The 21,896-nt window shown below is 74.4% G+C and carries 19 protein-coding genes; 13 read left to right on the forward strand and 6 right to left on the reverse strand.

Going from position 1 to position 21,896, the window contains the following annotated elements:
• Window positions 1–291 precede the first annotated feature (291 nt).
• The 6 genes from ABD323_RS17645 (at window position 292) to ABD323_RS17670 (ending at window position 7,646) form a co-directional block, all read left to right on the forward strand.
• Window positions 292–2,226: a S9 family peptidase gene (locus tag ABD323_RS17645; protein WP_344442597.1), complete on the forward strand. Its 1,935-nt coding sequence runs from the start codon at window positions 292–294 to the stop codon at window positions 2,224–2,226.
• Window positions 2,223–2,378, forward strand: coding sequence for a hypothetical protein (locus tag ABD323_RS17650; protein WP_344442598.1), 156 nt, complete (start codon window positions 2,223–2,225; stop codon window positions 2,376–2,378). Before ABD323_RS17645 ends, ABD323_RS17650 begins: the two co-directional genes overlap by 4 nt.
• A gap of 83 nt (window positions 2,379–2,461) precedes the next feature.
• Window positions 2,462–4,447: a RiPP maturation radical SAM C-methyltransferase gene (locus tag ABD323_RS17655; protein ID WP_344442599.1), complete on the forward strand. Its 1,986-nt coding sequence runs from the start codon at window positions 2,462–2,464 to the stop codon at window positions 4,445–4,447.
• The gene (locus ABD323_RS17660) at window positions 4,428–5,102 is read left to right on the forward strand and encodes a DUF5825 family protein (protein ID WP_344442600.1); all 675 of its coding nucleotides are present in this window, start codon (window positions 4,428–4,430) and stop codon (window positions 5,100–5,102) included. The genes ABD323_RS17655 and ABD323_RS17660 overlap by 20 nt, the downstream gene beginning before the upstream one ends.
• Window positions 5,103–5,134: 32 nt before the next feature.
• Entirely contained in the window at window positions 5,135–6,337 is a 1,203-nt protein-coding gene (locus tag ABD323_RS17665; protein WP_344442601.1) for a cytochrome P450 family protein, read from the forward strand.
• A complete protein-coding gene (locus ABD323_RS17670) occupies window positions 6,327–7,646 on the forward strand; it encodes an MFS transporter (protein WP_344442602.1) in 1,320 nt (439 codons plus the stop codon). Before ABD323_RS17665 ends, ABD323_RS17670 begins: the two co-directional genes overlap by 11 nt.
• Window positions 7,647–7,725: 79 nt before the next feature.
• On the opposite strand, the gene ABD323_RS17675 is transcribed toward ABD323_RS17670, so the two are convergent.
• From ABD323_RS17675 to ABD323_RS17685, 3 genes are all read right to left on the reverse strand, one after another.
• Window positions 7,726–8,220 (reverse strand): RICIN domain-containing protein, encoded by a 495-nt coding sequence (locus ABD323_RS17675; protein WP_344442603.1) that lies wholly within the window; start codon window positions 8,218–8,220, stop codon window positions 7,726–7,728.
• Window positions 8,221–8,532: 312 nt separating this feature from the next.
• Complete coding sequence (locus ABD323_RS17680; protein WP_344442604.1) at window positions 8,533–9,132, reverse strand: dihydrofolate reductase family protein; 600 nt, start codon at window positions 9,130–9,132, stop codon at window positions 8,533–8,535.
• Between the two features lie 160 nt (window positions 9,133–9,292).
• Window positions 9,293–10,252, reverse strand: a complete 960-nt coding sequence (locus ABD323_RS17685) for an alpha/beta hydrolase family protein (RefSeq protein WP_344442606.1) — start codon at window positions 10,250–10,252, stop codon at window positions 9,293–9,295.
• Window positions 10,253–10,414: 162 nt separating this feature from the next.
• Between ABD323_RS17685 and ABD323_RS17690 the strand changes: the two genes are divergently transcribed.
• Window positions 10,415–11,011: a TetR/AcrR family transcriptional regulator gene (locus ABD323_RS17690; RefSeq protein WP_344442607.1), complete on the forward strand. Its 597-nt coding sequence runs from the start codon at window positions 10,415–10,417 to the stop codon at window positions 11,009–11,011.
• A 45-nt stretch (window positions 11,012–11,056) separates the two neighbouring features.
• On the opposite strand, the gene ABD323_RS17695 is transcribed toward ABD323_RS17690, so the two are convergent.
• Window positions 11,057–11,911 carry an alpha/beta fold hydrolase gene (locus tag ABD323_RS17695; protein WP_344442608.1) on the reverse strand — a complete coding sequence of 285 codons (855 nt, stop codon included), beginning with the start codon at window positions 11,909–11,911 and terminating at the stop codon, window positions 11,057–11,059.
• A 103-nt stretch (window positions 11,912–12,014) separates the two neighbouring features.
• Here ABD323_RS17695 and ABD323_RS17700 point away from each other — a divergent pair, with 103 nt between their 5' ends.
• Window positions 12,015–12,503, forward strand: coding sequence for a MarR family transcriptional regulator (locus ABD323_RS17700; RefSeq protein ID WP_344442609.1), 489 nt, complete (start codon window positions 12,015–12,017; stop codon window positions 12,501–12,503).
• A gap of 14 nt (window positions 12,504–12,517) precedes the next feature.
• Here the strand turns inward: ABD323_RS17700 and ABD323_RS17705 are convergent, their stop codons facing one another.
• On the reverse strand, window positions 12,518–13,480 hold the full coding sequence (locus ABD323_RS17705) for an SMP-30/gluconolactonase/LRE family protein (RefSeq protein ID WP_344442610.1): 963 nt from the start codon (window positions 13,478–13,480) through the stop codon (window positions 12,518–12,520).
• A 301-nt stretch (window positions 13,481–13,781) separates the two neighbouring features.
• Between ABD323_RS17705 and ABD323_RS17710 the strand changes: the two genes are divergently transcribed.
• The gene (locus ABD323_RS17710; protein WP_344442611.1) at window positions 13,782–14,021 is read left to right on the forward strand and encodes a hypothetical protein; all 240 of its coding nucleotides are present in this window, start codon (window positions 13,782–13,784) and stop codon (window positions 14,019–14,021) included.
• 84 nt (window positions 14,022–14,105) lie between these two features.
• Here ABD323_RS17710 and ABD323_RS17715 read toward each other — a convergent pair whose 3' ends face one another.
• Window positions 14,106–15,152, reverse strand: a complete 1,047-nt coding sequence (locus ABD323_RS17715; RefSeq protein ID WP_344442626.1) for an NADH:flavin oxidoreductase/NADH oxidase — start codon at window positions 15,150–15,152, stop codon at window positions 14,106–14,108.
• Window positions 15,153–15,361: 209 nt separating this feature from the next.
• Between ABD323_RS17715 and ABD323_RS17720 the strand changes: the two genes are divergently transcribed.
• From ABD323_RS17720 to ABD323_RS17735, 4 genes are all read left to right on the forward strand, one after another.
• Complete coding sequence (locus ABD323_RS17720) at window positions 15,362–15,763, forward strand: ArsR/SmtB family transcription factor (protein ID WP_344442612.1); 402 nt, start codon at window positions 15,362–15,364, stop codon at window positions 15,761–15,763.
• 42 nt (window positions 15,764–15,805) lie between these two features.
• Window positions 15,806–16,201: an SSI family serine proteinase inhibitor gene (locus ABD323_RS17725; protein WP_344442613.1), complete on the forward strand. Its 396-nt coding sequence runs from the start codon at window positions 15,806–15,808 to the stop codon at window positions 16,199–16,201.
• Window positions 16,202–16,611: 410 nt separating this feature from the next.
• A complete protein-coding gene (locus ABD323_RS17730; protein ID WP_344442614.1) occupies window positions 16,612–20,487 on the forward strand; it encodes a Pls/PosA family non-ribosomal peptide synthetase in 3,876 nt (1,291 codons plus the stop codon).
• A 56-nt stretch (window positions 20,488–20,543) separates the two neighbouring features.
• On the forward strand, window positions 20,544–21,896 hold a 1,353-nt coding region (locus ABD323_RS17735; RefSeq protein ID WP_344442615.1), incomplete at its 3' end, for a M1 family metallopeptidase.

Here is a 21,896-nt window from a genome sequence, read left to right on the forward strand (position 1 = left end):
CTTTCGGCCATCTGTGCGTAGGGCAGTTGACTGTTCATCGTCCAGCCCTACAGTGGTCAACGGCTACCGCGCCGGCATCTCGCCGCGGTCACGGCCGCACCACGACATGCCAACAAGTGGCGTGCTGCCCGGGGGACTTCACCCCTCCTCGACCGGAGCGCACGCCGTCGGACGCACGGCGCACCGGTGACCGGCCAGCTGCCGGTCACCGCCTCGGCACAGGCGACTTCGGGATCCGACGGCAGCTTCCGCAGGCAGCGGCGTCGGCCCGTGACCCGGGAGGCGTGGCTCGTGACGGATGCGGTGCAGGCCCCCGGTTTCGCCCGGCTGGCCCCGGGCCGCGCGGTGGAGACCCGGCTGGTCGCGGGCCGGCTGCAGGCCGTCGCCTGGGACCTCACCGCCGGGCGGCGCCGGGTGCTGACCCGGGCAACGCACGGGGTGGACCTGAGCGAGATCGAGCCGGGCGGCGACTGGGTCTGGTGGTTCGACGCCGACCCGGGTGGCGAGGGGCGCTGGCGGCGGCTGCCGTTCGGGGCGGTCGGGGACGGCGACGCGGGTGACCCGGGCGACCCGGGTGACACCGGGAGCGGGGAGCCGGGCGGCGGCGTGGCGCTGGCCGGGCTGCCGTGCGGGCGGGCCTACGGGCTCGCCTTCGACCGCGCGGGCACGGTGGCCGCGCTCGCGGTCGGCGTCGACGGTGCCACCCGGTGCTACCTCACTCCACCGGCGGGCCCGGCCCGGCTGCTCGGCTCCGCGCCGGGGCACCTGGGCCTGGCGGACCTGTCCCCCGACGGGCGCCTGCTGGCCCTGGGCGGGCGGCCGGACGGGCCGGACGCGGTGCTGCTCCGGTCCGCCGACACCCCGCCCGCTCCCGAGGTCCGACTGGCCGGCGGGCCCGGTCGGCGGCTGTGGCCCATCGAGTTCCACCCGACGCCGACGCACGGGCCCGAACTGCTGCTGGTGGCCGGCGAGGAGGACCGCTACACCGTCGCCACCTGGCGCGCCGACCGGGGTCTGCGGCTGCTGCCGGCGCTCTCGTTCGACGCGCAGATCTCGGTGGGCTGGTACGGCGGCGGCCGGGGCGTACTCGTGCAGCACGAACGGGCCGGCCGCAGCCGGCTGCTGGTGGCCGACCTCGACCGGCCCGGGCAGCGCGAGGTACCGGTCCCGGGCGGCACGATCCACGACCTCTCCTGCGCGCCGGACGGCTCGCTGCACTGCCTCTGGAGCCGGGCGTCGACACCGCCGCGACTGCTGGTACTACCGCCCGGCGGGGGCGGGGTGGGCGGAGTGGGCGGGGTGGGCGCGCTGGGGACAGAGCCGGCGGCCGGGGAGCGGGAGGGCGCCGGGCGCCGCAGCCAGCGGTGGACCGCGCAGCCGTACGGGCGCATCCACAGCTTCGTCACCACCCCCGCGGGCCACGGACCGTGGCCGACGCTCTTCCTGCTGCACGGCGGACCGGCCGCCCACGACCGTGACAGCTACGACCCCCGGGTGGAGACCCTCACCGGCCGCGGCTACGCCGTGGTGCGCACCAACTACCGCGGCTCCACCGGCTACGGGCCGCGCTGGCAGCACGACTTCGGCCACCGGGTCGGTCTGGCGCAGCTGGCGGACCTGGCCGCGGTGCGGGCCGAGCTGGTCGCCGACGGTACCGCGCGGGCGGACCGGGTGGGCCTCTGCGGCTACTCCTGGGGCGGCTACCTGGCCCTGCTGGCGCTCGGCGTGCAACCCGGCCTCTGGTCGCTGGGGATGGCCGCCCACCCCATCGCCGACTACCCTGCGGCCTACCGGGCCGGCACGCCCGCGCTGCGCGCGCTGGACCGTGAGCTCTTCGGCGGCAGTCCGCGGGAGGTCCCCGAGCGGTACCGCGCGGCCAGCCCGCTCAGCTACGTGGACCGGGTCCGCGCGCCCGTGCTGCTGGTCGCCGCCGAGGACGACGAACGCTGCCCGGTCAGCCAACTGCTGCGCTACACCGACCGGTTGAAGGAGCTGGCGGTTCCGCACGAGCTGGTCCGGGTGGCCGGCGGACACCGCAGCCGGCGCACCGCGGACCATCGCGCCGTGCTCGCCGCGATGCTGCGCTTCGCCGGGCACGCCTGGCCCGCGCCGGCGCCGGCCCCGGCACCGGCGGCCCTCCTCGTCCGTCTCCCCCACCGAGCACCCCGGCGCGACCGGCGCCGGGGGACGAACCCCGAGCCAGGGAAGGAGGTGACTCCCCCATGAAGCGACGCAGTGTGCAGAACGACCCGATCGGCACGCCGGAGCGCGACCGGGGAGCGGTGATCATCGACCGCTTCACGCTCGACATCACCACGGCCACGCCCGTCAAGCCGGCCCTGAAGGGCCAGCGCAAGGACGCCCCCACGAGCAAGTGAGCACCGGCCGTTCCGGGGTGCCGCCGGCACCCCGGAGCGGCACCGGCCAAGTCCCGTACCGGCGAGGGAAGTGACGATCCATCATGCGTATCGTGCTGGTGCAGATGCCGTGGGGTGCGCTCGACATGCCCTCGCTGGCCCTGGGAATCCTGCGCACGGCGGCCGAACGGGCCGGTCACCAGGTCGAAGTGCGGTACGCCAACCTTGACTTCGTGGACTGGGCGGTGCGCGGGAGCGGATTCGGGCTGGACGACTACGGCTACTTCTGCGAGCGCTCCTACTTCCAGGGCGCCGGTGACTGGGCGTTCGCCGGTGCCCTGCACGGCGACGACCTGCGGCCCGAGGAGCTGGCCGAGGGGCTGGCGGAGGACCTGGCCGAGGACGAACAGCCGGGATTCGCCGACTACTTCGCCTACCTGCGGGCCAACGGGGCCAGCGGGCGCGAGGTCGCACTCGCCCGCGCCACCCGGGCGGCCGCCCCCGCGTTCATCGCCCGCCTGGTGGCCGAACTCGCCTCCGACGCACCCGACCTGGTGGGTTTCACCACCACCTTCCAGCAGAACACCGCGAGCCTGGCCGCCGCCCGACAGCTCAAGGCGGCCTGCCCGCGGACGCTGACGGTGCTGGGCGGCGCGAACTGCGACGGCCCGCAGGGCGCCGCGCTGCACCGCAACTTCCCGTTCCTGGACTACGTGGTGCGCGGCGAGGGCGAGGCGGCGTTCCCGGCCCTGCTCGCCGCGTTGCAGGCCGACCGACCGACCGGCGCCGAGCCCACAGCCGCCGACCCCGCCGGGCTCGCCGGCATCGCCGGGCTCTGCTGGCGCGAGGCCGACGGGACCGCGCGGGCCAACGCCATGGCGACCCGCCCGCTGCCGCCCTCGGCGATCCTGCCGCCCTGCTTCGACGGCTTCTTCGAGCGGCTCGACGCCTCCGCGGCGGCCGGCTGGGTCGAGCCCAAGCTCGTCCTGGAGGGCTCCCGCGGGTGCTGGTGGGGCGAGAAGCACCACTGCACCTTCTGCGGGCTCAACGGCACCTCGATGGAGTTCCGCTCCAAGACCCCCGCGGACTTCCTGGCCGAGCTGCTGCGCCTCGCCGGGCGCCACCAACTGCTGGACGTCTACGTGGTGGACAACATCCTGGACATGGGCTACTTCGACACCGTCCTGAAGGAACTGGCCGAACTCCCGGTCGACCTGCGGCTGCACTTCGAGATCAAGGCCAACCTGCGCCGCCACCAGTTCCAGCAACTCGCCGACGCCGGGGCGGTCCAGGTGCAGCCCGGGGTGGAGAGCCTGAGCAGCCCGGTACTGCGGATCATGGACAAGGGGGTGACCGGCTGCCAGAACGTGCGCGCGCTGCGGGACGCGCAGAGCGCCGGCGTCTCGGTCACCTGGAACTACCTCTACGGGTTCCCCGGTGAGGACCCCGCCGACTACGCGGCGGTGGTGCGGCAACTGCCCGTGCTGCACCACCTCGATCCGCCGACCGGCGCGGGGCGCATCGTCCTGGAACGGTTCAGCCCGTACTTCAACCGGCCCGAACTGGGCTTCGACATCATCCGCCCGGCCTACCAGTACCGCGCCACCTACCGGCTGCCCGAGGGTGAACTCGCCGACCTGGCCTACGTCTTCGCCGCACCCGAGCGCGGCATCGGGGCCGAGGCGGCGAGCGCGCTGGGCGCGGCGGTCGAGCTGTGGCGCGAGCGGTACCCGGACAGCCGGCTGAGCTACCGGGACGAGGGCGCCCGGATCGTGCTGGTCAACTCCCGTCCGGCGTACGACTGGCGGCTGACCGTGCTGACCGACCCGGTGGAGCTGGCGCTGTTCCGGCTGCTGGCCCAGCCGCGCACCCCCACCGCGCTGGCCGCCCGGATCCCCGGTGGCGCGGCCGCCGTGCAGCCGCTGCTGGCGCGCTGGACGGCGCTGGGCCTGCTCTTCCACGAGGGCGGCAGCTACCTCCAGGTCGCCGTCGAGAGCGACAACCAGGTGCTGATGCGCCTCGAGCACCGGCACCTGACCGCCGGGGCCGAACAGGCGAAGGGAGCCCACGATGTCGTCACCGTCGGTTGAGCAGGCGCCCGCCGCGCCCTGGAGCGAGCTGGGGGTGGCGGCCGAACTCTGGCTGGACTCCGACCCGTTGGTGCGCGAGTCGGCGGGCAGCGCGCTCGGGCGGCGGACCCTGGGCGGGCCGGCCGCGAGCGTCGTCACCGAGCTGCACCGCGCCGGGGTCCGCTGCCTGCGACTGGCCGAGCCCATCCGGCTCTGCCGGGACGCGCCGGCCGCCTCGGCCCGCGCGCTGACCCTGCTGCGGGAGGCGACCGGCCAGGGGCTGGCCGTGCTCTGGGAGGCGCTCTGCGAGGACGGCTGCGCCGCCGACCGGCTCTTCCACCACCTCTTCCCGCCCGCGCGGGTGCTCGGCGCGCCGGCGGAGCTCGCCGCCGAGTGGCGCGCCGGCTACTTCCCGTGCCGGTGCGTGGTGCGGCGGGGCCCCGGCTTCGTCGAGGTCCGCGACCGCCGGTTCGGGACGCTGGAGCTGTTCACCATCGACGAGCCCGACCACCTCGGACAGCTCGACGCGCTGGCGGAAGGCGTCCCCGTCGGCGAGGTACCGCCCGCCGTACGGCGGGACTTCACCGAGGTGAAGCTGGTCACCGAGCAGGCCGGCCGCCTGTGGTGGCTGCCGATGCGGGTGCGCCGCTGGCCGTTCCCGTCGCTGACCGTCTGACCCCGACCGCCCCACAGTTGAGGAGACCCACCATGACCACCGCGGTCGACGACGCCGACGCGCGCATGTCCGCCTTCATCCGCGACCCCTACCCCACGCTCGCCCGAATCCGCGAGGCGTCCCCGGTCTCCGTGGTGGAGTACGGCAGCGGCCTGCCGGTCTGGATGGTCACCCGCTACCACGACGTGCGGGCCGCGCTGGTCGACCCGCGCTTCGGGCAGGACGTGCGGCGCAGCCAGGCGATCGCCGACGAGCGCGGCGCCGGCATCACGCTCGGCTCGGACGTGGTCCACATGCTCAACAGCGACCCGCCGGACCACACCCGCCTGCGCCGGCTGATCCAGGGCGTCTTCACCCGCAAGCGGGTCGACCTGATGCGTCCCCTGGTCGAGCGGATCGCCGGCGGCCTGCTGGACGGGCTGCGCGAGCGGCGCAGCGCCGACCTGGTGACCGACTTCGCCTTCCCGCTGCCCATCATGATCATCTGCGAGCTGCTGGGCTTCCCGGCCGAGGACATGCAGTCCTTCCGCACCTGGTCGACGGCGATCCTCACCCAGGGCGGCGCGATGACCTTCGAGCAGGCGACCTCCGAACTCAACGCCTACCTGCGGACGTTGATGGCGCAGCGGCGGGCCCGGCCGCGCGACGACATCCTGACCGACCTGGTGGGCGCCCACGCGGCGGGTGAACTCACCGAGCAGGAGGTCTTCGCGATGGTCTTCCTGCTGCTCATCGGCGGCCACGAGACCACGGTGAACCTGCTGGGCACCGCCAACCTCGCGCTGCTGCACCATCCCGACCAACTGGCCTGGCTGCGCGCGCATCCGGCGGCGATGCCGATGGCGGTGGACGAGTTCCTGCGCTACGAGTCGCCGGTCAGCATGGCGACCATGCGCTTCACCGCCGAGCCGGTGGAGGTCAGCGGGGTGGAGATCCCGGCCGGCGAGCTGGTGCTGATCTCGCTCGGCGCCGCCAACCGCGACCCGGCCCGCTTCAACGACCCGGACCGGCTGGTCCTGGACCGCGACGACCCCGGCCACCTCGCCTTCGGCCAGGGCCTGCACCGCTGCCTCGGCTCGTTCCTCGGCAAGTTGGAGAGCGAGGTCGCGCTGACCGGCCTGCTGGCGCGGTTCGGGCGGATCGAGCTGGCCGCCGACGAGGCCTCGCTGCCCTGGCGCAACACGATCATGCTGCGCGGGCTGGAGTCGCTGCCGGTGACGCTCCATGACCAGTGACACCCGGAGCTCCTCGGATGCCCAGCAGCCGTCACCATCGACGGGCCGAACGGGCGGAGTTGGCGCAGCGGGCGGAGTCGGCGGGCGGCTGGCCCGGTTCAGGCCGCAGCTGAGCCTGCTGCCGCTGCGCTCGCGCGGCTACCGGCTGCTGGTGGTCGGCCAGGGCACCTCGGAGTTCGGCAACTCCTTCCAGGTGGTCACGCTGCCGCTGCTGGTCTACTCCTTCGCGGGCGGGGCACGGCAGTTGAGCCTGGTGGTGGCCGCCTACGGTGCCTGCCGGCTGCTCGCCACCCCGCTCGGCGGGATCCTCGCCGACCGGGTCGGCGCCTGGCGGGTGATGATGGCCGCCGACCTCGGCCGACTGCTGGCGACCGCCGCGCTGGTCGCGGTCGCCGCCCTGCGGGTGCACGACCTCTGGCTGGTCGGTGTGCTCGCGGCCCTGGTGGGTCTGGGCGCCGGACTCTTCCTGCCGGCCGCCTGGGCGATCACCCCGCGCCTGCTGCCCGCCGAGCAGTTGCAGGCCGGCAACTCGCTGAGCAGCACGGTCAACTTCACCGCCGGCCTCATCGGCCCGGCGCTGGCCGGCCTGGTGGTGGCCTGGCTGGACCCGGCGGTGGCGCTGGGCGTGGACGCGGCCAGCTTCGCCGTCTCGGCCGCGACCCTGCTGATGATCGGGCGCGGCCCGTTCGTCGCACCGGCGCCCGACGTGGCGCGGCGGGCCGGCGTGCCGCGCAACTTCCTCGCCCTGCTGCGCGAGTCGCGGCTGCTGCGCAGCGTGCTGACGGTGACGGTGGTCGCCAACCTGACCATGGGCGGCATGAGTCGCGTCGCGCTGCCCTCGCTGGCCACCCACGACCTGGCGGTCGGCGCGATCGGGCTGGGCGCGCTGCTGGCCGTCTTCACCGGCGGCTCGCTGGTCGGCGCCCTGCTGGTGGCCGGGCTCACCGGGCTGCGCTCGCGCGGTCGCACCGCCATTCAGTGCGGCCTGCTGATGGGGGTGGCGGTGCTGCTGATCCCGTTCGCCGCGCTGCCCGGCGCGCTGGTGGGCCTGTTCGTCGCGGGCACCGCGAGCACGGTCACCAACGTGCTGATCGTCACCGGGATCCAGAAGCAGACCCCACCCGAGCTGCTCGCCCGGGTGATGGCCGCGGTCACCTTCTGCGCGCTGGCGGTCTTCCCGCTCTCCGCGGTCGTGGTCGGCGCGGCCGTCTCCGCCTTCGGCAGCCGCGGCGTCTTCGTCGCCACCGGGCTCTGCCTGCTCGCCGCCTTCGGCTACGCGCTGACGAGGAGCGAGATGCGCGGGCTGTGAGGCGAACGGAGCGGAGCCAGAAGGGGCGACGGCCGACGCCGCGGCCGGACGAGGCAGATCGGGTCAGGTCAGGTCTGGCTCAGACCGAGTGCCAGAGCTGGGTGTTGCCGCCGTAGCAGGCCCACTGCACCAGGTTCGTGCCGTCCGTGTGGCTCCACGAGGCGTCCAGACACCTGCCGCTGTCCACGTTCACCATCTCCCAACCGCCGGGCTTCGACACGGTGTTCCACAGCTGGGTGTTGCCGCCGTAGCAGGCCCACTGCACGACGGCCGTCCCGTCCGCGTGGCTCCAGGAGGCGTCGAGGCACTTCCCGCTGTCCACGTTCACGAACTCGTACCCCGTGCCCTTCCACACCGTGTACCAGAGCTGGGTGTTGCCGCCGTAACAGCCCCACTGCACGACGGCCGTCCCGTCGGTGTGGCTCCACGAGGCGTCCATGCACTTGCCGCTGTCGACGTTGGCGATCCCCCAGCCGCTCGCCGCGGAGGCGGCCGGCGCCGACGACACGGCGAGCGCCATCGCCGAGACACCCACGCCGGCGACGGTTGCCAGATACCGCAGCTTCTTGGACATGCCGAACATCCTGGTCCCCCTGTGTGTGGCCGACGCGGAACGGTCGTCAACGTCCGCCCGCGCCGGTGCTGGTGCCGCCGCGGGCTTGCGCCGGGCGGCTCGACTGCCAGGAGTCTGTCAAAGGTGGTGCCGCTCCCGGCTGCCCCGGTTCGGCCATTCCGCTTCCCCCGCCGAGGCGTGGTGACTGCCTGCCATGGGCCGGGGCCAGCAGCCGGGCGGCACGCCTGCCGGGCGGGCGTGCCGCCCGGCTGCTGTGGCGGGGGTGACGGGGGTGCACCCCGATCATGGCCGAGAAGGCGTGCGCGCCAGGCCTCAGGCGGAGCCGGCCGGGCTGACGCGGGGGTGTCGGGAACGCTCGTGGCGCAGCAGGATGACGCCGTTGCCGAAGGTGTGGGTCTCGACGAGGTCGAGGTCGAGGTCGCTGCGCGCCTCGGTGGTCGGGAAGAACCGCTTGCCGGAGCCGATCACGACGGGGTGGATGTAGAGGTGGAACTCGTCGACCAGGCCCAGGCGCAGGAAGGTCGCGGAGAGGTCGGCGCCGCCGAGCAGCAGGTCGCCGCCCGGCTGCTCCTTCAGGGCGCGCACCTCCTGCGGGACCACCTCGCGCACGACGGTGGCGTTCCAGTCGGCGTGCTCCAGCGTGCGGGAGTAGACCACCTTGGGCATGGCGCGCCAGATGCCCGCGAAGTCGACCACCGGCGCGCCGGCCGCGGGATCGGCGTCGGCGGTCGGCCAGAAGTCCGCCATCAGCTCGTACATGACGCGCCCGTTGAGGAAGGCGCCCATCGACCGGACCCGGTCGTTGATGTAGGCGTGCACCTCGTCGTCGACCCGGTGCCAGTCCAACTCCCGGTCCGGCCCCGCCATGTAGCCGTCGAGGGAGACCGATCCCATCAGTACGATCTTTCGCATTGCGGCCCTCACCTACCTCGTCGGCGGCCCAGCGCACGCCGGTGACGACCGCACCCTATGCGGGCGCGGGCCACCGGCGAGCGCGACGCGTCCGAGGACGACGGGCCGGAGTGCGATGGGTCGGAGTGCGATGGGTCGGAGTGCGGTGGGTCGGAGCGTGCTACTTGGAGTCCACCCGGCCGAGCGGGTCGGGTCCGGCCGCCAGCGCGTCGCACGCCGCCTGCCAGGCGCGGTCCCCTGGGTAGAGCTCGCTGCGCAGGTAGGCCCAGGTGAGCCGCTGGACCGCGGCGACCCGCTCGGGGTTCTCGTCCGTGGTCTCGGCGACGTCGTACCCGGAGATGCCGCCGAGCCCGTGCTCCGCGCCGAAGAGGGTGAGCAGGGACTTGCGGCCCGGCGCGAGCAGGTACGGATCGGTGTGCCACTGCGCGCCGCGAACCGTCAGGTGGGTGGACTCGTCCTGGTCGCCGGCGACCACGAGCGTGGGTGTCGTCATCGTGGAGAAGTCCGTGGTCAGCAGGAAGGGCAGGCCCTCGGCCACCGCCGGGGTGAGGGCGTCGCCGCCCCGGCCGGGCGCGGCGAGCAGCACGCCCGCCCTGATCCGGGGGTCGGCCAGGGTCACCTCGGCCCCGTCGTCCGGATCGGTCAGCCGGGCGCCCAGCAGCAGGCTGGCGGTGTGCCCGCCCATCGAGTGCCCGGCCACCGCGACCCGGCTGCGGTCCAGGCGTCCGCGCAGCTGCGGGACGGCGTCCTCGATCAGGTCCAGCCCGTCGAGGACGCGCCGCATGTCCTCGGCCCGCGAGCGCCAGTACAGCGGTGCCCCCGGGGTGCCGGGATCCAGGCGCAGCGTGGTCGAGCTCAGGTGGGTGGGCTGGATGACGACGAATCCGTGCGCCGCCCAGTAGCCGGCGAGCGGGGCGTAACCGTCCAGCGAGGAGAGGTGGTGGGAGTAGCCCTGGCCGTGCGAGAGCAGGATCACCGGCAGGTCGCCCCCGGTCACCGGCGCGGAGACCCGCACCTGGAGGTCCACGGCGCGGTCGGGTGCGGGCAGCACGACCGGAGCGACCGACAGGACGGGGGTGGGCGGGCCGACCGTGTCGATCGGGAGGGTCTTGTCATTCATGGGGTGGGGTGTCCCTTCAACGGCCTCCGCCACCGCGCCGATCGGCGCAGGGGGAAGCGGTCAGGAGCGTCCGGCGTCGACTAGAATCGAAGCGGAGCGTTGTTCCGATTACGATACGGAGCACTGTTCCGCTTTGTCAAAGACCCTCGGACGGAGAACGTGATGCCCGCTGCCAGCCCCTCCGGCGAGGTCCCGGCCCGCGGCCGGCGAGCCGACGCGCTGCGCAACCAGCAGACGCTGCTCGCCGCCGCTGCCGAGGTGTTCGTCACCTCCGGCGTGGACGCGCCGATCCGTGAGATCGCGGCCCGGGCGGGGGTGGGAATGGGAACGATCTACCGCCACTTCCCGACGCGGGCCGATCTCGTGGTCGCCGTCTACCGCCATCAGGTCGAGGCCTGCGCCGAGGCCGGTCCTGGCCTGCTGGCCGCGGCCGACTCCCCGCTGGAGGCACTGCGCCAGTGGGTCGACCTCTTCGTCGACTTCCTGGTCACGAAGCACGGACTCGCCAACGCGCTGCAGTCGGAAGGCGGCGGCTTCGACGCGCTGCACGCCTACTTCCTCGACCGTCTGGTCCCCGTCTGCGCGCAGTTGCTCGACGCGGCGGTCGAGGCCGACGAGATCGGACCCGGCACGCAGGCGTTCGAGCTGATGCGCGGCGTCGGCAACCTCTGCGTCGGCCGCGACAGCGACCCCCGCTACGACCCCCGGCGCCTGATCGCCCTGCTCCTGCGGGGACTGGAGCGATCCCGGCCGGCGTGAGGCGAGGTGAGGTGAGGTGAGGCGTCGGGCGCAGGGAACCGGGTGCTACGGCTGCGATGCGTCGAGGAAGTCCAGGACCCGGCGGTCGAGTTCGGCCGCGCCTAGGTACGGCATCCCGTGGTGCGTGAGCCCAGGCAGCACCGCCGTCCCGACCAGCGGCAGACTCGCCCGCGCCGCGGCCTCGACGCGGCCGACGTCATGGGCCCGGCTCTCCCCCGCGAGCAGGACCAGGGTCGGGGTGGTGCAGGCCCGCAGCTGCCCGGCCGTCGGGCGCCTTCCCACCACGGGCTTCGCGTCCGGGAGTTCGGCGGCGCGACCGTACAGGTCCAGCCAGCGGGGGTCGAGGTCGGCGCCGGCGGTCTCCCACCGCAGGAAGGCGCGGGCCCGCCGCGCGGTGGGCCGCAGCAGCAGGGGAAGCGCGTGCAGCAGATAGCGGGGGCGGTAGCCGGCGAAGCACTGGGTGGGGTCGAGCAGGGCCAGGCGCCGTACCCGGTCGGGTGCGCGCAGCGCGTAGGTGAGCGCGAGCCAGCCGCCGTACGAGTGACCGCAGAAGTCGGCGCGGCCGACGTCCAGGTCGTCCAGCACACCGCCGAGCCAGTCGACGAGCGCGTCGACGGACCGCGGGCGGCGCTCCCCGCACAGGCTGCGGCCCGCCTCGCCGATCCGGTCGACGGCGTAGACGCGTCGGGTGCGGCTCAGGTCGGCGGCGTTGGCGAACCAGACGGCCGCCGTGCTGCCGCCACCGTGCAGCAGGACCAGCGGCTCGCCGTCCGGCGGGCCGCAGGCGAGGACCCGGGTGGTGCCGTACTCGGACGGCAGGTCGAGCCGTTCGACGGGGACGGGCCAGCGGTCGAGGAGGGCGTCGTAGGCCGCCAGGAAGCCGGCCGGATCGGAGGTCATGGGCCGAGGCTTCCAAGGAAAGCATCGCCTGGCAAGTATCTTGCTGAGCGAGATAAACGCTAGGCTACAGATCCGAGCGACCACCTGGAGAGGCGCAGTGGCCATGGACGAACTGGACGGGTCGCACCCCGGCCTGCAGGTGGTACACCGGCTACGCGCGGTCACCGTCGAACTCAACCTGCTCGGTGCCGAGTTCGCGCACCGCCAGCAGCTGCACCCGACCGACCTGCGGGCCCTGATCTGCCTGCTGGACGCCGCCCGGTCGGACACCCTCGCCACCCCCGGCTGGCTGGGCCGTCAGCTCGGCCTGAACTCCGCCGGCACCACGGCGCTGGTCGACCGCCTCGAACGGCTCAGCCATGTCCGCCGCGTGCGCGACACCCGCGACCGGCGCCGGGTCCTGCTGGAGGTGGACGAGCGGGCGGTCACCCTCGGCCAGTCGTTCTTCGGCCCGCTGATCAGCGAGGTGGTGGCGGCGACCGAGAGCTACTCCGAGGTCGAACTGGCCGCGGTCCGCCGCTTCCTGGACACCGTCCAGGAGATCGCCACGGCCCACCGCTCGGCGGCGGGCGGCCAGGACGGCTCGGGATAGCCGAGGAACCCGGGTCAGTGCTGGAGGTGGGCGACCAGCAGGTTGGGGTCGGTGCGGGTGACGTAGGCCGCGGAGGGGACGTAGACGGTGTCGCCGCGCACCGCCACCGAGGTCGGGTTCTGCAGGCCGTCCTGGGCGGTGAGCACGATGGTGTGGGTGCCGTCGGGCTCGACGAGGGCCACCTGGTCGGACTGGTTGAGGGTCGCGAGGAGCCGGTCGCCGCAGCCGGTGAAGGCGAAGTCGTCGATGCCGGGCAGGTCGCTCGCCCGCACCTCGGGGGTGCCGGCCCGGCCGGCGGTGTCCACCGGGATCCGCAGGACCGTGCCCTGACCGGAGTTGGCGGCCCAGAGCGCGCCGCCGTGGAACTTCAGGCCGTTGGCGCCCAGGGCGCCGCCGGCGGCGAGCGCGGGCCCGGCGGCCCACAGGGTGGCCGGGCCGCCGGTGGTCGGGACGGTCCGGATCTCGCCGCGCAGCGCGTCGGAGACGTAGAGCCGATGGGTTGCCTCGTCCAGGGTCAGGCCGTTGGGCATGCCGTCGGCCGGCAGGGCGGCGATCCGCCGCGGGGTGCCGCCGGGCGCCAGGCTCCAGAGGCCGTTCAGGTCGGCCGAGCCGGCCGAGTAGAGGAAGAAGCGGGTGCCGTCGTCGGCCAGGACCAGCCCGGTCACCACCGGGACACCGGTGACGGGGGTGGGGGCGGTGCCGTCGGCCGGCAGGGGCAGGGTCGCCAGCACCTCGATCCGCCCGTCCCCGTGCAGCCGCACGATCTGCCGGGCGGCCGAGAAGGAGAGGTCGACGACGCCGTCCGGCTCCAGGGCGATGTTCTCCGGCATCTGGTACCCGGCCAGGTCGAAGTGCCGGGCGATCCGCACCTGGGAGAGCGGCGCGCCGGCGGCGCCCGCCCGGACCGGCCAGCCGGCGGTGAGGGCGGCTGCGGCGAGCACGCCCACCAGGGTCGTGCGGACGAACGCTGAGGTCACGTGGAGTCCTAGGCTCGGCGGAGGGCCGCACCCCCGCGGGCGGCCGACGATCCCGGCGCGGTCGGGCCACGGCCGCATCACGCGGCCAACCCTCCCCCACCGGTCACAGTTTGCGCACGGAGCAGAGCTGACGTCCAGTCATATTCGGCCCTGGGTGCTGGCGTGCCCGGTCGCCGTTTGCCGTCGGCGCAGGTGGGCAGGGACTCCAGCGGGGTGTGAAGGGCCGCCCCGGGAACGTGCCAGGGGGTCAGCGATGTCCGCACCGCGCAGACGCATGCCGGACGAGGTGCGATCGGCCGCCGTGCGAACGTTCGTCTTCCTGGCGTTCACCCTGGTCACGCTGATCTACGCGACACTGGCCTCGTTCGCGCACAGCAGGGCGCTGACACCGGCGCTGATGCTCACCGGGCTGGGCGTCTTCGGGATCGTCTGGTGCCTGCTGGAGGTGGTGATCTCCCGCCAGATCGCCGCGCAGCGCCGGCGCGGTCCGGGGCGCGACTCGCCGATAGCCGCCAACCGCCCCGCCCCACCCCGGCGCTGAGGCCGGGCGGAGCGGGGCGGCGAGGTCCGGGCGACCGGATCCGGGCGAGGCGGTGGTCAGGCGGTGCGGGTCAGGCGGCGCGGGTCAGCGACGCGCGCCCATGACGTAGCCGTACGACTGCGGCCAGCGGCCCTCGGCGCCGAGCTCGCGGGCGGCCAGGTTCGCCCAGTACGGCGTGCGCAGCAGCTCGCGGCCGAGCAGCACCACGTCCGCGCGCCCCTCGGCGACGATCGCCTCGGCCTGCGCGGGCTCGGTGATCAGGCCGACCGCGCCGGTGGGCAGACCGGTGGCCTCGCGCACCCCGGTGGCGAACGGCACCTGGAAGCCGGGGGCGACCGGGATGCTGGCCCCGGCCACCAGGCCGCCGGTGGAGACGTCCAGCAGGTCGACGCCGGCCGCCTGGAGCTCCTTGGCGAGCCGCACGGTGTCCTCGCCGGTCCAGCCCTCGCGCTCGTCCTCGGGGTTCTCGGTCAGCCAGTCGGTGGCCGAGGTGCGGAAGAGCACCGGCAGGTCGGCGGGCCAGACCGCGCGGACCGCGGCGACCACCTCCAGCGCGAAGCGGATCCGGTTCTCGAAGGAGCCGCCGTACTCGTCGGTGCGATGGTTGGACTGCGGGGAGAGGAAGGAGTGCACGAGGTAACCGTGCGCGCCGTGCACCTCGACGCTCTGGAAGCCGGCCGCCAGCGCCCGCTCGGCCGCCGCGGCGAAGGCCGCCACGATCGCGCGGATCTGCTCGACGCTCAGCGCGTCCGGCTCCGGGTGGCCCTCGAACGGCTCAGTGGTGGGACCCACCGCCTGCCAGCCGCCGTCCGCCGGTGCGACCGCGCCGCCGCCGGTCCACGGCGCGAGCGAGGAGGCCTTGCGCCCGGCGTGGGCCAGCTGGATCGCGGCCACCGACCCGTGCGCCCGCACCGCCGCGGCGACCCGGGCCAGCGCGTCGCGCTGGTGGTCGTTCCACAGGCCCAGGTCGTTGGCGCTGATCCGGCCCTCCGGCAGCACCGCGGTGGCCTCCACCATCACCAGGCCGGTGCCGCCGGCGGCCCGGGAGGCGAGGTGGGTGAGGTGGAAGTCGGTGGCCACGCCGGTCTCGGGCCCCTCGGAGGCGGCCGCGTACATGCACATCGGAGCCATCCAGACCCGGTTCGGCACGGTGAGCTCGCGCAGCGTGATCGGCGTGAAGAGGGCGGGGACAGCGGGCACGGTGGACGGGACGGACTCGGCTGACACGGGGGGCTCCTCGGGCACGGACATCACGGAACGGAATCTCGGGCACATCGATGTACGAGAAGTACCGTACTACGAACATCGTCGAAGTACGACCCCTGCCGTACCATGGCCCCATGACCGACGCAGCGAGCACCGACACCCCGGGCGACCACACCGCGTGCACCACCCTGCCGGAGCCGGCCCCGGACGAGATCCGGCTGGCGAACCTGCTGCACGCGCTCGCGGACCCGATCCGGCTGCGGATCGTCTGCGCACTCGCCGCCGGGCACGCCGAGATGTCCTGCATCGCCTTCAGCCTGCCGGTCAGCAAGTCGACCAGCACCCACCACTTCCGCGTCCTGCGCGAGGCCGGCGTGATCCGCCAGCACCGGCGCGGGACGGCCCGGATGAGCACGCTGCGCCGCGCCGAGCTGGCACTGCTCTTCCCCGGCCTGCTGGACAGCGTGTTGACCGGGGCGCGCGTCGAAGAGTCGCGCGCCCCGGCCGAGTTGACCGACGCGCCCACGATGGGGTGACGACTTGGGCGTGGTGGGCCCGCCGGTGGTACCTCTGTCCGGGTGATCTCCCTGCGTATCCGTGCGGCCCTCGCCGCCACCGCTCTCGCCGTCCTGACCGTCCCCACCCCGGCCCAGGCCCGCCCCGCCACCCCGCCCTCCCAGCTGAGGCTGACCCTGCGCGACGACGGCTCCGGCGCCACCCGCGCGGTGGCCCTGCGCTGCGAGCCGACCGACGGCGACCATCCCCGCGCCCGGGAGGCCTGCGAGGCCCTCGCGCCCGCCGGCGGCGACCCCGAGGCGCTGACCGGCACCCCCGGCGTCTTCTGCAACCACCTCTACCAGCCGGTCACCGCGAGCGCGGAGGGCAGCTGGCGGGGCTCCCCCGTGCGGTGGCGGCACTCCTTCGCCAACCCGTGCGGCCTGCACACCAGGACCGGCCCGGTCTTCCGCTTCTGACCCGCGACGGCGCGCCGCGTCCTGGCGACCGGCCCGCCCACAGGCGGCTGACCTGCACGAACGGCCCCCTCCACCGTGCGCGCCGCCGTACCCACCGGTACGGTGTTGCCTGGGTCACATCTGTCGCCGAAACCTGACGGACCGTCAATTCGACTGACGGTCCGTCAGGCCTGTTACCCAGGAGGAGACATCACGCCTGACGAGGTGTCAGTTTCGCTCATTCCAAGCCCAGTTGGCTTCTCGGAACAGCCAGTTGGCACTCTTCACACAGCCGGTCACCGGGCTAGACTCGACCGGGTTGTTTTGCTCCGGGCCGGGGCAGGGCGCCCGACCGTGCGGATTCCCGCTGGTCAGCCGGGTTCCTGCGGCGGCCGTGGTGGGGGAAGAGGGACGAGGACCGCATGGCTGTCATGACGCAGATCACCACCCTGGACGACCGGCCCGAGCCGGGCGGGCCGGCCACCGAGCCTGCCCTGTTCGGCGCCCGCCCGGCGGCGGACGCCCGCACCCTGGTGGACGTGCTGGCCGCCACCGTGAGCGCCCACCCCCAGGAGCCGGCGCTGGACGACGGGCGCACGGTGCTCAGCTACCGGGCGCTGGCCGCCGAGGTGGAGGCGCAGCGCCGCAAGCTGGCCGCCGCCGGGGTGGGGCTCGGCGACCGGGTCGGCATCCGCGTCCCGTCCGGCACCAACGACCTCTACGTGGCGATCCTGGGCGTGCTGGCGGCCGGCGCCGCCTACGTCCCGGTGGACGCCGAGGACCCGCAGGAGCGCGCCGACCTGGTCTTCGGCGAGGCCGGGGTGACCGCCGTCCTGGGCGCGGGCCGCGAGCTGACCGTGCTGCGCCCCGGCAGCGGCGTGGCGGGTTGGCCGACCCCCGAGCAGGACGCCTGGATCATCTTCACCTCCGGCTCGACCGGCAAGCCCAAGGGCGTCGCCGTCAGCCACCGCAGCGCCGCCGCCTTCGTGGACGCCGAGGCCGCGATGTTCCTCCAGGAGGAGCCGATCGGCCCGGGCGACCGGGTGATGGCCGGGCTGTCGGTGGCCTTCGACGCCTCCTGCGAGGAGATGTGGCTGGCCTGGCGCTACGGCGCCTGCCTGGTGCCGGTGCCGCGCTCGCAGGTGCGCAGCGGCGCCGACCTGGGCCCGTGGCTGGCCGAGCAGGAGATCAGCGTGGTCTCCACCGTCCCCACGCTCGCCGCCCTCTGGCCGGCCGACTCGCTCAGCGACGTGCGGCTGCTGATCTTCGGCGGCGAGGCCTGCCCGCCCGAGCTGGTGGAGCGCCTGGTCACCGAGGGTCGCGAGGTGTGGAACACCTACGGCCCCACCGAGGCCACCGTGGTCGCCTGCGGCGCGCTGCTCACCGGCGAGGGCCCGGTGCGGATCGGCCTGCCGCTGGACGGCTGGGAGCTGGCCGTGGTCGACGAGGCCGGCGAGCCGGTGCCGATGGGCGCCAGCGGCCAGCTGGTGATCGGCGGGGTGGGCCTGGCCCGCTACCTGGACCCGGCCAAGGACGCCGAGAAGTACGCGCCGCTGCCCTCGCTGGGCTGGGAGCGCGCCTACCGCAGCGGGGACCTGGTCCGCGCCGAGCCCGAGGGCCTGCTCTTCCTGGGCCGCGCCGACGAGCAGATCAAGCTCGGCGGGCGGCGGATCGAGCTGGGCGAGGTGGACGCCGCGCTGCAGGCCCTGCCGGGCGTCGCGGGCGCGGCGGCCGCGGTGCGCACCGCGCGCGGCGGCAACCAGCTGCTGGTCGGCTACCTGGTCACCCAGGACGGCTGGGACCGTGAGGCGGCCGTGCGGAAGCTGCGCGCCGAGCTGCCGGCCGCCCTGGTGCCGCTGCTCGCCCAGGTCGAGGAGCTGCCCACCCGCACCTCCGGCAAGGTCGACCGCAACGCGCTGCCCTGGCCGCTGCCCGAGCTGGAGGCCTCCGGGCCCGCCGAGCAGCTGTACGGCACCGAGGCCTGGCTGGCCGAGCAGTGGAGCGAGATCCTCGGCGTGCCGGTCAGCGGCGCGCAGGACGACTTCTTCGCGATCGGCGGCGGCAGCCTGGCCGCCGCCCGGCTCACCACGCTGCTGCGCACCCGCTACCCGGCCGCCGCCGTGCTCGACATCTACCAGCAGCCGGTGCTGCGCAAGCTGGCCCGCCACCTGGAGCGCTCGGCGCAGGGCGCCGGCGCCACCCGCGAGATCGCGCCGCTGCCGCTGCGCAGCAGGCTGCTGCAGCTGCTCCTGCTGATCCCGCTCTTCACCGTCACCGGGCTGCGCTGGGCGACCGGGCTGCTGGCGGCGGGCAACCTGCTGCACTGGTTCGGCGCCTACCCGTGGGCGCCGACCGCCTCGTGGTGGCTGGTGGCCTGCGGCGCGCTGCTCTTCTTCAGCCCGCCCGGGCGCCTGGCGGTCGCGGCCGGCGGGGCGCGGCTGCTGCTGCGCGGCGTGCAACCCGGCAGCTACCCGCGCGGTGGCTCGGTGCACCTGCGGCTGTGGGCCGCCGAGCGGCTCGCCGAGGCGAGCGGGGCCGACGGGCTCTCCGGATCCTGGCTGAACCGCTACGGGCGGGCGCTGGGCGGGCGGATCGGCCCGGACGTCGACCTGCACTCGATGCCGCCGGTGACCGGCCTGCTGCGGCTGGGCCGTGGCAGCGCAATCGAGGCCGAGGTGGACCTGTCCGGCCACTGGCTGGACGGCGACCGCCTGGAGATCGGTACGGTCCGGGTCGGCGCGGGCGCCGTGGTCGGCACCCGCAGCACGATCTTCCCCGGCGCCCGGGTGGGCAAGCGCGCGGAGATCGCGCCGGGCTCCTCGGTCACCGGTCAGGTGCCCACCGGCCAGCGCTGGGGCGGCGCGCCCGCCGTCAAGCTGGGCCGCGCCGAGCACGGCTGGCCCAAGCAGCGCCCCGGCCACTCGCTGGGCTGGTCGGCCGCCTACGGCGCCTCCGGCTTCGCGCTCTCCCTGCTGCCGGTGCTGGCCGCGCTGCCCGCACTGCTGCTGACCAGCCTCTTCGTCGCGCCCTCGGACCAGCTCGGTGCGGCGCTGAGCGGAGCACTGCTCGCGGTCGCGCCCGCCGCTCTCGTCTTCGGTCTGGTGTACGCGGCGCTGCTGGCCGGGGCGGTGCGGCTGCTGAGCGTGGGCCTGCGCACCGGCTACCACCCGCTGCACGGACGGGTGGGCTGGCAGGCCTGGACCACCAGCCAGCTGATGGACCTGGCCCGCGAGACGCTCTTCCCGCTCTACGCCGGTCTGATCACCCCGGTCTGGCTGCGCCTGCTGGGCATGAAGGTCGGCCGTCGCGCCGAGGTCTCCACCGTGCTGGCGCTGCCCAGCCTGACCACCGTCGGCGAGGGGGCCTTCCTGGCCGACGACACCCTGATCGCCCCCTACGAGCTGGGCGGCGGCTGGCTGCGGATCGGGCGCGCCGAGATCGGCCGCCGCGCGTTCCTGGGCAACTCCGGGATGACCGCGCCGGGCCGCTCGGTCCCCGACCGGGGCCTGGTGGGCGTGCTGTCGGCCACCCCGAAGAAGGCCAAGAAGGGCAGCTCGTACCTGGGGCTGCCGCCGGTCAAGCTGCCGCGCGCGGCCGAGGCCGGCGACCAGAGCCTGACCTACGACCCGCCGGCGCGGCTGCTCTGGGCCCGCGGCCTGGTGGAGGTGGCCCGGCTGGTGCCGGTCTTCTGCTCGGTGGCGCTGGCCGTCCTGACCGTCGCCGCGCTCAGCGCGCTGCGCGAGCCGTGGCTGATCGCGCTGCTCGGCGGCGTGCTGCTGCTGGGTGCCGGTGTGCTGGCCTGCCTGGTCTCGCTGGCCGCCAAGTGGCTGCTGGTCGGGCGCTTCCGGGCCGTGGAGCACCCGCTGTGGAGCGGCTTCGTGTGGCGCAACGAGCTGGCCGACACCTTCACCGAGGTGCTCGCGGTGCCGTGGCTGGTCGGCGCCGTGCCGGGCACGCCGGTGATGGTGCTCTGGCTGCGCGGCCTGGGCGCCCGGATCGGGCGCGGCGTCTGGTGCGAGAGCTACTGGCTGCCCGAGGCCGACCTGGTCACCCTGGGTGACGGGGTGAGCATCAACCGCGGCTGCGTGCTGCAGACCCACCTCTTCCACGACCGGATCATGCGCATGGATACTGTGGTCCTCCGCGAGGGCGCCACGCTGGGCCCGGGCGGAATCGTGCTGCCCGGCAGCACCGTCGGGGCCCGCAGCACGCTGGGGCCGGCCTCGCTGGTGATGAGCGCGGAGTCCGTCCCGGCGGACACCCGTTGGCTGGGCAACCCGATCGAAGCCTGGCAGGCGAAGGCATAGCCTGTGTGGTCGGTGGTTCGGTGATCAGCGGGACGGAACAGGGAGCGGTCGAAGCAGTGGGTGGCAAGCAGGTCGACCCTTACTTTCCGGAACACGGCGACCCGCGCTATCGGGTGCACCGCTACGAGCTGGCGCTGGACTACCGCCCCGGGCCCAACCGCCTGGGCGGCACCGCCCGGCTCAGCGCGCTGGCCGGCCCCGAGGCGCTGCGCGAGTTCGTCCTCGACCTGGCCGACTTCAGGATCGGCCGGGTCCTGGTGGACGGGCGCGCCGCGCACTACGCGCACCGCGGCGGCAAGCTGCGGGTCAAGCCGGCCCGGCCGCTGACCGCGGGCACCGCCTTCACCGTCGAGGTGCACTACAGCGGCAACCCGCGCCCGGTGCGCAGCCAGTGGGGCGGGCTGGGCTGGGAGGAGCTGACCGACGGCGCCCTGGTGGCCAGCCAGCCGATCGGCGCGCCGTCCTGGTACCCGTGCAACGACCGGCCGGCCGACAAGGCGTCGTACCAGATCTCGATCACCACCCCCTCGCCGTACACGGTGGTCACCGGCGGGCGGCTGCTCACCCGTACCACCCGTGCCAGCAGCACCACCTGGGTCTACGAGCAGGCCGCGCCGACCTCCAGCTACCTGGTCGGGATAGCGATCGGCGGCTTCGAGAAGGTCCTGCTGGTGGACGCCGAGCCCGGTGCCGTCCCGCAGGTCGGCTACGTGGCGCCCCGCCTGGTGCCGCGCTTCGCCACCGACTTCGGCCGCCAGCCGCAGATGCTGCGCCTGTTCGAGCAGCTCTTCGGGCCGTACCCGTTCGGCGAGTACGCGGTGGTGGTGGTCGACGAGGAACTCGACGTGCCGGTCGAGGCGCAGGGCATGGCCGTCTTCGGTACCAACCACGTGGACGGCGCGCGCGGCTCGGAGCGGCTGGTCGCGCACGAGCTGGCCCACCAGTGGTTCGGCAACAGCGTCACGGTCGCCGACTGGCGGCACATCTGGCTCAACGAGGGCCTGGCCAAGTACGCGGAGTGGCTCTGGGCGGAGCGCTCGGGCGGGCGCAGCGCGCAGGCGCACGCCGCCGACGCGCACCGGATGGTGGCCGCGCTGCCGCAGGACCTGCGGCTGGCCGACCCCACCCGCAAGCTGATGTTCGACGACCGGCTCTACGAGCGCGGCGGCCTGACGATCCACGCGCTGCGCTGCGAACTGGGTGAGGAACCGTTCCTGCGGATGCTGCGGGAGTGGGCGCCCAGCCGCCGTGGCTCGGTGGCGACCACGGCGGACTTCATGGTGCACGCGCAGCGGTACGCCGCGCGCTCGCTGGTGGAGCTCTTCGACGCCTGGCTGTACCAGGTCGCCCTGCCGCGGCTGCCGGTGGCGGGGGGGGGGGGGGGGGGGGGACGGGGGGGGGGGGGGGGC

Origin of the sequence: Kitasatospora nipponensis, from assembly GCF_039528135.1 — a bacterium.
Lineage (GTDB): Bacteria > Actinomycetota > Actinomycetes > Streptomycetales > Streptomycetaceae > Kitasatospora > Kitasatospora nipponensis.